Origin of the sequence: Winogradskyella sp. SYSU M77433, from assembly GCF_029911945.1 — a bacterium.
GTDB lineage: Bacteria > Bacteroidota > Bacteroidia > Flavobacteriales > Flavobacteriaceae > Winogradskyella.
In genome coordinates this window covers 1-11,675 of sequence record NZ_JARYTG010000011.1, presented here as the reverse complement: position 1 = coordinate 11,675, position 11,675 = coordinate 1, and the positions used below count along the sequence as shown (strand labels likewise).

General features: G+C 31.8%; 10 protein-coding genes. 9 read left to right on the top strand and 1 reads right to left on the bottom strand.

What is annotated here, in order from left to right; translation table 11 throughout:
- Positions 1 to 80: 80 nt before the first annotated feature.
- Together QGM60_RS17830 and QGM60_RS17825 are read left to right on the top strand one after the other, a co-directional pair.
- Complete coding sequence (locus tag QGM60_RS17830; protein ID WP_099542991.1) at positions 81 to 602, top strand: hypothetical protein; 522 nt, start codon at positions 81 to 83, stop codon at positions 600 to 602.
- Positions 603 to 868: 266 nt separating this feature from the next.
- Positions 869 to 1,702: a hypothetical protein gene (locus QGM60_RS17825; protein ID WP_281141610.1), complete on the top strand. Its 834-nt coding sequence runs from the start codon at positions 869 to 871 to the stop codon at positions 1,700 to 1,702.
- Between the two features lie 99 nt (positions 1,703 to 1,801).
- Here the strand turns inward: QGM60_RS17825 and QGM60_RS17820 are convergent, their stop codons facing one another.
- On the bottom strand, positions 1,802 to 2,026 hold the full coding sequence (locus QGM60_RS17820) for a hypothetical protein (RefSeq protein WP_281141609.1): 225 nt from the start codon (positions 2,024 to 2,026) through the stop codon (positions 1,802 to 1,804).
- A gap of 36 nt (positions 2,027 to 2,062) precedes the next feature.
- Here QGM60_RS17820 and QGM60_RS17815 point away from each other — a divergent pair, with 36 nt between their 5' ends.
- From QGM60_RS17815 to QGM60_RS17785, 7 genes are all read left to right on the top strand, one after another.
- Positions 2,063 to 2,278: a helix-turn-helix transcriptional regulator gene (locus tag QGM60_RS17815; RefSeq protein ID WP_281141608.1), complete on the top strand. Its 216-nt coding sequence runs from the start codon at positions 2,063 to 2,065 to the stop codon at positions 2,276 to 2,278.
- Positions 2,278 to 4,110, top strand: coding sequence for a site-specific DNA-methyltransferase (locus tag QGM60_RS17810; RefSeq protein ID WP_281141607.1), 1,833 nt, complete (start codon positions 2,278 to 2,280; stop codon positions 4,108 to 4,110). The genes QGM60_RS17815 and QGM60_RS17810 overlap by 1 nt, the downstream gene beginning before the upstream one ends.
- Positions 4,107 to 6,575 (top strand): DEAD/DEAH box helicase family protein, encoded by a 2,469-nt coding sequence (locus tag QGM60_RS17805; protein ID WP_281141606.1) that lies wholly within the window; start codon positions 4,107 to 4,109, stop codon positions 6,573 to 6,575. The genes QGM60_RS17810 and QGM60_RS17805 overlap by 4 nt, the downstream gene beginning before the upstream one ends.
- Positions 6,576 to 6,578: 3 nt before the next feature.
- Complete coding sequence (locus tag QGM60_RS17800; RefSeq protein WP_281141605.1) at positions 6,579 to 8,849, top strand: AAA family ATPase; 2,271 nt, start codon at positions 6,579 to 6,581, stop codon at positions 8,847 to 8,849.
- Between the two features lie 297 nt (positions 8,850 to 9,146).
- Positions 9,147 to 10,697, top strand: coding sequence for a prolyl oligopeptidase family serine peptidase (locus QGM60_RS17795; RefSeq protein WP_281141604.1), 1,551 nt, complete (start codon positions 9,147 to 9,149; stop codon positions 10,695 to 10,697).
- 209 nt (positions 10,698 to 10,906) lie between these two features.
- Positions 10,907 to 11,155 (top strand): type II toxin-antitoxin system ParD family antitoxin, encoded by a 249-nt coding sequence (locus QGM60_RS17790; protein WP_281141603.1) that lies wholly within the window; start codon positions 10,907 to 10,909, stop codon positions 11,153 to 11,155.
- On the top strand, positions 11,148 to 11,447 hold the full coding sequence (locus tag QGM60_RS17785; protein WP_281141602.1) for a type II toxin-antitoxin system RelE/ParE family toxin: 300 nt from the start codon (positions 11,148 to 11,150) through the stop codon (positions 11,445 to 11,447). The genes QGM60_RS17790 and QGM60_RS17785 overlap by 8 nt, the downstream gene beginning before the upstream one ends.
- Positions 11,448 to 11,675: the final 228 nt, after the last annotated feature.

The window sequence follows — 11,675 nt, the reverse complement described above, 5'->3', positions numbered from 1 at the left end:
AATAATAACAAGCTGGAATTTTTAACCATTTAAAATACATCCAAAAATGGTCAACCTATTTCAGGACAAGACAAAACTTTATGGACAGATTTAATCATTATAGGAATTCATACGAAAATGAGTTAAAGAAAAAAGATGACCTTGATAAGTCAATCAACATTCCGATTTTAATTGTCACTCTGATTTTCGGAGCTGTTTCATATTTTGCAAAAAGTTTGAATTACGAATGTTTAAACACTATCGATTATGTGATTTTAGGATTTATTGGACTGACATTTATTATTTTATGTCTCGGAATTTTTAGAATTATTATTTCATACAATAATGGAATTAAAGGCTATGAATACGAAATAACTGGTTCTGCTAAAGATTATGAAAAATACAGAAAAGAGTTGTCTGAATTTTACAATGAGAAAGAAAAAAAAGTGGAATCTGAATTTGAAGAATCTTTAATCACCAATTTTATCGAATGTATAGATTCCAATACTGATTTGAACATTTTTAGAACCTTTCAGTTATTTTTAGCAAAAAGGAGTATAATAATATCGTTAATATTAACATTCATCACATTTATTGTGTTTCTATTAAAACAAATAATATGAGTAAAGACAAACCGAAACCGCCACCAAAACCGCCAAAACCACCAACAAACAGAGTGGTTAAAAGCAATGAGCCGAAAATATCACCGAAGTCAGATGGTGGAAAGAAATAAAAACCTACTGCCAACAATGTATAACCGCAATTACGGCGGATTCGACTACGTCCGAATCCACTCGGAATTGCGAGCGTCTGTGCCAAACCGAAAAATAGCTAACTTAAAACCCGCAACTGACGGTTATACGAGACCGTTAGGTGTCATTTAAAAAAGATGAAAAGAAAATCCATTATTTATATACTTATATTTACAATTCTCTTTTTATTACTTTTTCTATTTAATAAATGGGAGGTTTCTTTAGGTATCACATTTATCTTATTTTGTTTTTTTCATATTTTTCAATCAATAAAAAATCTTTCTTTAAAAGAAAAAAACAAATCATTCTTAAATTTCTTGTTTTGTCTTTTTTACATTCCAGCAATTTTAAAAATAAATTACAGTTATTATAATTTATTATTTCCAATAATAATATTGTTATTAGGTTTTTATGTAAAATCAAAAATAACATTAAAAGAAAATTACATATTTATTTTCTATTTTCTTATCAGCATAAATATTTTAAGTGTTGTAATTCCTGATAAATATGTATTAAAACTTAAACTTGATGACTATATATCTTGGAGAGCAGATATAAAATGGGAAAATTTTAAAGACAAAAAAAATGATAATTATTTTGCTGCAAGTATATTCACTAATTTTGGAGGAAAGGTAAATAAAGTTTATAATTATCCACAAGGTATAGTTTATGCTGTTATGTCAGAAAAAAAATCTTGGATTTCAACTAATTTTACAGTAAAAAATGACAGCAACCTTTTAATACATGAACAAGGGCATTTTGATATAGCAGAAATTTATGCTAAAAAAGCGCAAGACAGTATAAATCAAGTTTGGGGTTTACATTATTCCAAAATAGAAAGTATTGTAAATTATTTTATTACTAAAGAATCTTTATATCAAAAAGAATATGATTCAATAACAGATCACGGGTTTAAAGAAAATGAACAAAAACAGTTTAATAAAAAAATACTGAACTTATTAGATCAATAAAAACGACACCTAACACCGTATATAAAAAATAGCTTCATCTGTGTTAAATCGAAAATTTTGGTATATTTGGGTAATCGCCAAATCTTTTGATTTGACGATTTAATAAAAAAAGATAAACGCAAAATACAAAAGATTTGGCTTGCGCGTGGCTGATAAATAATCGCTATTTTGCACGCTACTTTCCATATACAAATCCGTTGTGCGGCATACAAAAAAACCCAACGCTCGGTCAAGCACATTTGGTTTTTTGCCAACACGCAAAGCCAACGCTGAAAAACCAAAAGAGCTTGCCCTTTCCCACCGCTGAAAAAGACGGAATTTCATTAAATGTTTATATATTTGCATTTGACGCTAATAAATATGAATAAAAAAGCAATTAACAGACTGAAAGTTGTTTTGGTAGAACAAGGTAAGACCAATAAATGGCTTGCCGAAAAACTCGACAAAAACGAAACGACTGTTTCAAGATGGTGCACGAATGAAGTGCAACCGTCTTTAGAAACCTTAATTCAAATTAGCGAACTACTTCACATTGACGTGAAAGAATTGATAATATCTAACAAAGAGAATATATAATGGCGACAGAAAAGGAACTACTTGCTGAAATAGAGGCACTAAAAAAAAAATTGGAAGTAGCCAACAACCGAATTAAAACCGAGAAATACGGAATTACTTGGTTGGACGTGCCAGAAGCATTTGAGGAAGAAAGCGAAAACCAACTTCCTATTTTGACAGAAGTAAAAGAAAAAGCCATAAAAAATGAGGATGGAAAGCCAACCCACATTTTAATTGAAGGCGACAATTATCATTCTCTTACTTGCTTAAACTACACACACAAAGGCAAAATTGACCTAATCTATATTGACCCACCTTACAACACAGGAAAGGACGGATTCACATATAAAGACAAAAGGATAATCGACAAATTTCCTGATGGAACTACTGTACCAAAAGACTCACCATTACGTCATAGCTATTGGCTTTCTTTTATGTACAAAAGATTGGATTTAGCAAAAGACCTACTCAAAGACACAGGAAAAATAGTTATAAGTATTGACGACAATGAAGTAGCTAATCTTGTCTTGCTTTGTGCAAAAGTATTTGGAAGTTATAATCAAGTAGCGGTTTTGCCTACGATAATGAATTTAAAGGGTAATCAAGACGAATTTGCATTTGCAGGTACTCACGAATACACAGTTATTTTTGCAAAGGATATTTCAAAATGCAAATTCAATCAATTTGATTTAGATGATTCTGAATTAGAAAAATGGGATGAAGATGATATTGGACACTTTAAAAAAGGTGCACCAATGAGAGCGACAGGTGAAGAAGATAAAAGAGAAGATAGAGCAGAAATGTTTTATCCAATTTTCATAAAAAATGAAGAAGCCTTTATTTTAACTGAACAGGAACATTCAAAACTGTACGATAAAGAAACTAAAACATTTGATGATGATTTTTTAAAAAAGGTAATAGCCAAATACGAACAAGAGGGATTTGAAACAGTTTTACCATTTTCAGGAAGTGAATATGGTAGATGGCGTTGGGGATTTTCAGAAAAAAATAGAAGGAGACTAAAAACTGATGTAATAATAAGTCGTACTAAAAATGGCATTTCGTTATACAAAAAACAACGACCTGATTTAAACGAACTACCAACAAAAAAACCAAAATCGCTCTTTTACAAACCAGAATATTCAAGTGGTAATGGAACAGCACAATTAAAGAATATTTTAGGTTACAAAGCTTTTAAAAATCCGAAACCAATTGATTTAATCATTGATTTAATTCAATTATCAACAGACAAAAAATCAATTGTTTTGGACTTCTTTGCAGGTTCAGGTACAACACTGCACGCTTGTTTAGAACTGAATAAACAGGGGCATACTATCCAAAATATTATTTGCACAAATGATGAAGGTAATATTTGTTCAGAGGTTACATATCCAAGAATCAAGAGAGTAATTGAGGGATATACCGATTTAAAGAAAAACAAAATAGAAGCTCTTGGAAACTCGTTAAAGTTCTACAAAACCGATTTTGTTGGTTCAAATAACATTCTTTCAGCCACTGATGAAGATAAATCTTTATTGGCTCACAAAGCAGGCTATTTGCTTGCCATTGCAGAAAACACATTAGAAGAAATAGAATTAAGCAATTGCTTTCAACTCTTTGAAAACGATAAAAAAGTAACAGCAATATATTTCAAAGAAGAAATGACAGAAATGGAGACTTTTTTAGAAAAAGTTGAAAACATAGAAAAACCAATCAATTTGTATCTTTTTAGTTGGGGCAACAAAAGTGAGTTTGAGGCATTGTTCGACCATTTGGAACACATTACCATTAAAACTATTCCACAGCCTATTTTAGAGATTTACAAAAAGATTTACAACATAGTTACAGTATGAGCAGATTTAATCCCTTAAACTTTCAGCAGAAAGCCATAGATAAATTGGTTTCCACTTTCACGAAATTGTGGGGCAACGCAGAACCGCAAAGACTTTTAGCGTTCAAATCACCAACAGGAAGTGGAAAAACATTTATGGTTGCCAATTTTGTGCATAGCCTAAACGGTATGCCAACTTGGGATTATGATAAAGCCTTTATTTGGATTACGTTTTCGGAAGATTTGGCAATGCAAAGCAAAGATAAATTTCACGAGTATTTTGATACCAATCTTGAAAACGGTTTACTAACTGTAAATGATTTTAAACAAGGTAAACTATACAAAAACGATATTCTATTTATCAATTGGCAAAAGTTGGTTGCTTCAAAAAAAGAAAGCCGATTATTAAGACGACCAGACGAAGAAGAATTTCTAAAAGAGCAAGGTTACTATTTTGAGGACTTGATAGAAAACACACATAAAGAAGGTAGAGAATTTGTTTTAATCATAGACGAAAGTCACAAAAACCGTGATACGAATTTAGCGCAGGATGTTATTGATATTATAAATCCAAAAGTAATTCTCAATGTTTCCGCAACACCAAAATACATACCTAATAGAGATGAAGAAGATGAAGGACTTGCAGGGTATGTAAGCGTAAAACGTGAAGAAGTAGTTGAAGAAGGATTAATCAAAGAAAAAATCGCAGTTCAAACCGAAGAAGATTTAGCAAAATATCCAAACAAAGATTTAGACGAGTTGCTTTTAGATTTGGCAATTGAACGTCAACAGGAACTCAAAGCAGAATACAAAAAATTAGACAAAGACATAAATCCATTGGTTTTAATCCAATTGCCAAATGACGATAGTCGTTTGAAAGAAGCAGGACAAAAAACCAAAGAGGAAATAGTTTTAGATTACCTTCAAAAAAAGAAAATCAACATAGACCGAAATGTTGCTTTATGGTTTGACGGCAAGCAAAAAAATATGGACTTCATTACGCATAATGAAAGTGATGTGGATTTTATGCTTTTCAAACAAGCCGCAGGAACAGGATGGGATTGTCCGAGAGCACATATTTTGGTGATGTTCAGAGAGATTAATTCTGCTTCCTTTTATGTTCAAACAATTGGTAGAATATTACGAATGGCAGAACCAAATCGTAAAGACGATTACAAAAACAATCCGAATTTAAGAACAGGATATTTATACACCAACTACAAGCGTAATGATGTAGAAATCCCAGACCAAGGAACTAAAAACAAACCATTTATCTATACTTCAAAACGCAAGGAAGATTTAGAAAATATTGAAGGTTTATATTCAGACTTTGTTTCTCGTGTAGATTATGGCGATTTAGGTCACGCAGTAAAATTTCAAATGGGTTTCTTAAAATCATTTGACAATTATTTTGGTTTTGAAGAGCAAGACCACCCAGCCATAATGCGAGAAAAAATTCAAGCAAAAGGCATAAACATAAACCCAACTTTAACAAACAAATTAATTGTTGATGCGGAGTTTACAGATTATGACAAAATCAATTTAGACTTTGCCAAAAAAGGACACGAAGAAGATTACGAAATTTCAAGAAATGATGTTGAGAAATTATTTAATTGGTATTGCTTTCAACTTCTTTCAGAACAAACAGAAACAGAAGCAAAAGTTTCAAACGTTTCTCGTTCTTGGTCGCCTTTAAAATCAGCATTTAGAGTTTGGTTTAAAAGCATATTTGACCAAGACAGCAATTTGTATTACCGCATTTTAATAAACGACTTAAACAAAGAACAGTCAAGTATTTTCAGACAAGCATTGACCAAAACTTTGAAAGAATATTATCCTGTTAAAAAGGAATATCTTGAAAAGCGTAAAAAAGATATAGAAAAAAGAGAAGCGCCACTTTTTGAAATCAAAGAAGAATACACCTTTACAGAAGATTATGCAGAACTAACAACACAAGAAGGTACTTCTGAATTAAGTGCAATCCAACCTTTCTACTTGAAAAAAGAATACAAAGGGCGTGATAACGAACTAAAGTTTTTGAACTACCTCGAACAGAAAAAAGACAAATTGGGTTGGTGGTTTAAAAATGGAGATTCAGGAAAAGAATTTTATTGCTTGAAATACTACAACACAGCGAAAAAAGAAGAAGCGCTCTTCTACCCTGATTGGATTTTGAAATTTAAGGACGGAAGAATTGGAATATTTGACACAAAAAGCGGACAGACAGCACAAAACCCAGAAGGACGAGCTGAAGGACTTGCGAACAAACTGAAAGAGCTAAATGCAGAAGGTGGCAATTATGTTGGCGGACTTGTAGTGTTGGAGAATAACCAATGGTATTATTTCAATAACGAAAAGTATTTGTTAGAACCAACAGTTAACGGAGTTGAAGAACCAAGAGCAGAATACAGCGTGAAATTTGAATATGATTACACGCCAGGGAAATTGACAGAAAATTGGAAGCCGTTTAATGAGTTATTCAAATAACAGATGATTACGAAAATCAGCAAACTAAAAAGCTTCGGTATTTTTCAAGACTTTGCTTGGAATGACTTAACCACGTTTAAAAGAAAAAATCTAATCTACGGATTGAATTATTCGGGAAAGACGACTCTTTCCAAACTTTTCCAAAACTTAGAGTTCAAAGATAAAAACAGACACTTTCAAGAAGCTGAATTTGAAATTATAACAACAAAAGAAGATACTAATACAAGTCATAATCAAGATTATATTGAAAACTTTGATTTTGAGGTGAAAGTTTTTAATGCACAATATATCAAACGAATTTTTACTTGGGACATCCCAAATTCAGATTTTAAGCCTATTTCATTTTACCTTGGTGACCCATCGGGCGAGTTGGCCAAGAAAATAAAACAATTAGATAAGCAGATAACACAATTAGAAAATATTAGAGATAATCGTTATCAAATAAGAATAGATAAATTTAATAACTATACCAAATCAGGTGGGCGGTTTTCTGCAAAGGCAAAAGACATTAGAAAAAACTACCTTAACAATAAACTCGACCAAAACGAACTAAACAAAGGTGTAATAGAGCAAATAACCAACGCTATTAAAGATGATTTGAATAAACACATTTTGTCTGAAAAGATCAAGGATAAAACAAAAGAAGAAGCAGTAGCGGAAAACACTTTTGAAACTCAAAAAGACGATTATAACTTTAATGAAAACCTTGATACTCTTAAAACCAACGTTAAATCTATATTAGAAGATACGGCACCAAAATCAATCTCATTTCCTGAATTAGATGATGACAAAGCATTATTCGATTGGGTGCAAACAGGAATCAGAATTCACGAAAATGAAAGGAAATGTAAATTTTGTACCAAAGAATTGCCCGATGATAGAATCAACAACTTAAACTCATACTATTCTAAGAAACTTCAAGAGATACAAAAAGCAATTAAAGACACCAAAGATGCTATTACAACTGAACGCAACACTATTGATGATATAACCTTTCCGGACAAGAAAAATCTTGGGAGTAGTTTCCAAAATGACTATCAAAAAGCAATTAAAGACTTCAAAGAGTCGGTAAAAAAATACAAATCTCAATTAACAACTTTAGAAAAAGACTTAAAGCGTAAAGAATCGGATTATTTCAATAATATCAATGCAACTGAAATAGAATCAATAAGTTTAGAAAACGACTTTGACGAAATCAATAAATCGGTAAAAGCTCATAATGATTGGATATCTGAATTTGACGAGAATAAAAAAAAGGCATTAGATAAGATTTTAAATCATTATGTTGCTGAATATTTGAAAAACGAAAACTATCTTGAAAAAGAAGAAGATAAGGATAAGGCTTCTTCAATCATTGAAAACCTAAATTCCCGAATTCAAAGCAGTACAACGGACAAAATAAACTTTGAAACAGAACTCAAAAGCAATGTGAAAGGGCAAGAAGAACTCAATACAACGCTTAAAGTCCTTTTGCATAGGAATGACATAAAAATTGAAATTCGTAACGACAAATTTACTCTTGAAAGAAGCGGTTTTCCAGCCAATAATTTAAGCGAAGGCGAAAAATCGGCAATTGCCTTTGCCTATTTTTTGACTGAATTAAAAGCACTTCGTAATGACAACCCGCCAAAACTACCAAATACAATAATTTTCATTGATGACCCAATTTCAAGTTTGGATAGCAATCATATCTTTCAAGTTAGGTCTTTACTACAAAATTTCTTCAAGAAAAAGGACGATGATTTTCTTCAATTATTCATCTCTACACATAATTTTGATTTCTTTTCAATGATGATGGATAGTACTGAACTATTCAAAAATCAGAAGAAAACGGAAGTAGATTTTTATATGATTAAGAGACAAGACAACAACGCTTCTACTATAACTGATTTACCCGAAAATTTCAAAAAACATAATTCCGAATACGCTTCTCTTTTTAGCGTTTTAAAAGAATATCACAGTCTTGAAAATAAAGAAGATTTCAAATACACTATTTTGCTTCCCAACACTATGAGAAGATTTTTGGAACTATATACGTCAATGAAATTTCCAACTTCAAATTCTTTAGAATCAAGAATAAAAGAAGTTTTTTCTGTTGAAGATGACACTTACCACAATACTAAATTATTGCATTGGTTTTCTCATCAAAATCAACTTGAAAAGATACAACAACACGATGACAAAATATTTCAAATTGAAGATGCTATTAGCGAACTTATGAAACATATTGAACAAAACGACAAACTGCATTGGCAAGGATTAAACGGAATCTAAGCCAACGCTAAAAGCCATACACATTTGCAATTCGCACCAGCCAACGCTGCAACCAAAAATTGCAAAAGAGTATGTCTTTGCCAACGCTGACAGACGACCGAAAAAGAAGTACGACCGCACAACAATGGCTATACGTAATGCGGGCTAAAGTGATAATATAAAAGTAATTACATTAAATAAACTAACAGCTAAACGGAAAGTGAAGTGCCTTGAAATCCCGCACTACGCATAGCCGAGACCGTTACCTGCAAGCTGAAGAAAGACCTGCAACAATCATCAAAACAGGACATCTTTAATATGGACACTAATTCAAAAACAATGCGATTAATATTATTCATTACAGGTTTATTAATATCAACAATATCTTACGGACAGACGTCATTAAAAGAAATCGGTCTTAAAGCCGGAAAATATAAAGTAGGTTTTAAGCATTATACAGTCAATGATAGCACGAGAACGTATAGAATCCATAATGAATTTAACAACCAACTCATTGAAAGACCAATCCCAATAAGTATTTGGTATCCTACGAAAGGAGATGATAATGATTCTAAGCAATTAACAGTCTTAAACTATTTAGAGATTTTAAAAGAAGAAGAAGAATGGAAAAATTTACCGAATTACTTTCTGTTGGATTGGTTTCCGTATTTATGGAACACGCCAGAAAATAAAGCTCATCTTTCTGAAAAGACAAATGCTTTTTCTAATCCAGCAATTTTAGAAGGAAAATTTCCAGTAGTAGTTTATGCACCAAGCTATCAAGCCTCGTCAATTGAAAACTTTGCATTATTCGAGTATTTAGCCAGTAATGGTTTCGTAGTGATATCCAGTCCTTCAAGAGGAACGGAGACACGTTGGTTAGAAGGAGGAACTACAAAAGATATGGAAACGCAATCAAGAGATGTTGAGTTTATTCTAAAAGAAATTGTCAGCTACGAAAATATTGATTCAAAAAAAGTAGCATTAATGGGATTTAGTTTTGGTGGATTATCAAACGCTATAACTGTTATGAAAAACAAGACTATAAAAGCAATTATTAGTTTGGATGGAACCGAAAGATACAATTATCCTGTTTTGGAAAAATCCCCCTATTTCAATTTAGATAAGTTTTCCATTCCTTATATCCATTTCGCTCAAAAAGAGATTCCGAAGGAAGTTCTAACCACGGAGAAAATCCCTGAAGAGTTGAATTACAAATTTCAATTATACGACTCTTTGGAATATAGCAACATTCACAGATATAGATTTCACGACCTAACGCATTCTTATTTTAGTTCTTTCGGTGTCTTATTCGCTAACAGAGACAAAAGGCAAGATAAAAGTGATGTTAAAATAATGGCATCCTACAATTTGCTTTGTCAACATACTTTACACTTCTTAAATGCAACATTAAAAAGTGAGAAAAAGTCGATTGATTTCATTGAAAATAAACCTGTTGCAAACGGATTTTCCAATAGTTTGATTTCCAAAGAATCAAAAAAAGCTATAGAAAAAGACTTTACATATAGAGATTTCAATGATTTAGCTTTCAAACAGGATTATGAAGATTTAATCACACTATATACAAAAACCATTTCCGATTATCCAAATCTTGAACTTAAAGAAGGTATGTTAAACACTTTAGGTCTGCGATTATCGTTTAATCCTGAGAAGAAAGGACAAGGATATAATGTCTTTTTATTAGCATTACATATATATCCGAAATCAGCAAATTTATATGATAGTTTAGCTGAGGCTTATTTACACAATAAGGATTTTAAAAATGCTATTTCTAATTACGAAAAGTCGTTGGAATTAAATCCTGAAAACCAAAACGCAATTGACAGATTAAAACAAATAAAGGAATAAAGCCAGCAGGTAACAATGTATATAAAAAATAGGCGAAATAGTATTGAAATCAAGGGTTTTGGCTCGTATCAAACTTTGTCTTTAACTGAAAGTAAGTACTTCGAAATCGCCTACTTTTCATATACTGACCGTTGGGTGTAATTTGAGCGAAAATCTGGAAATTTGAATATTTTACCAAAATTTGGTATATTTGAATAAATTTAAAAAAAATGAAAAACACATCAATATCGCTCGGAAATTATTTTGACCAGTTTGTACAAACTCAAGTTTCTGCTGGACGTTACAAAAACGTAAGCGAAGTAATCAGAGCTGGACTTCGACTTTTAGAAAATGAAGAAAGTAAAGTTATTGCGTTAAGGAATGCTATTCAAGAAGGAATTGATAGCGGAATTGCTCACGATTTCGACCCCAAAAAAAATCTTGAAGAATTAAAAGCCAAACACAGAAGGAATGGCTAAATACGAATTGACCAATAAGGCTGTAGCTGACTTAAATGGAATTTGGGAATATACACTCGAGAATTGGTCTGAAAATCAAGCTGACAGATATTACGATATGCTTTTGGATATTTGCCAAGACATTGCTGACAATCCAGAACTTGGAAAGAATTACGAAGGAATTAAATCTGACCTTTTCGGACTAAAAGCAAATCGACACGTAATATTTTATCGGAAATTAGAATTAAATCCAATCGAAATAACAAGAATTTTACACGAGCGAATGGATTTAAAAAATAGAATAACCGAATAATAAAAACTACACCCAACAATGGCTATAAGTAATTGCTTGTTCTCGCCTACTTCTGAAAATCCTCGCGGATTTTCAGTTTGGTGTATACTTGCAAAGTTAACCACTAAACCACGCAACTACTCATAGCCGAGACCGTTACCACACATTAAAAAAAGGCATCGTCCTGAAATAGGTTGACTAAAAAATCATTTAAAATTAGTCAACATATGGAACAACAATCAAAATCAT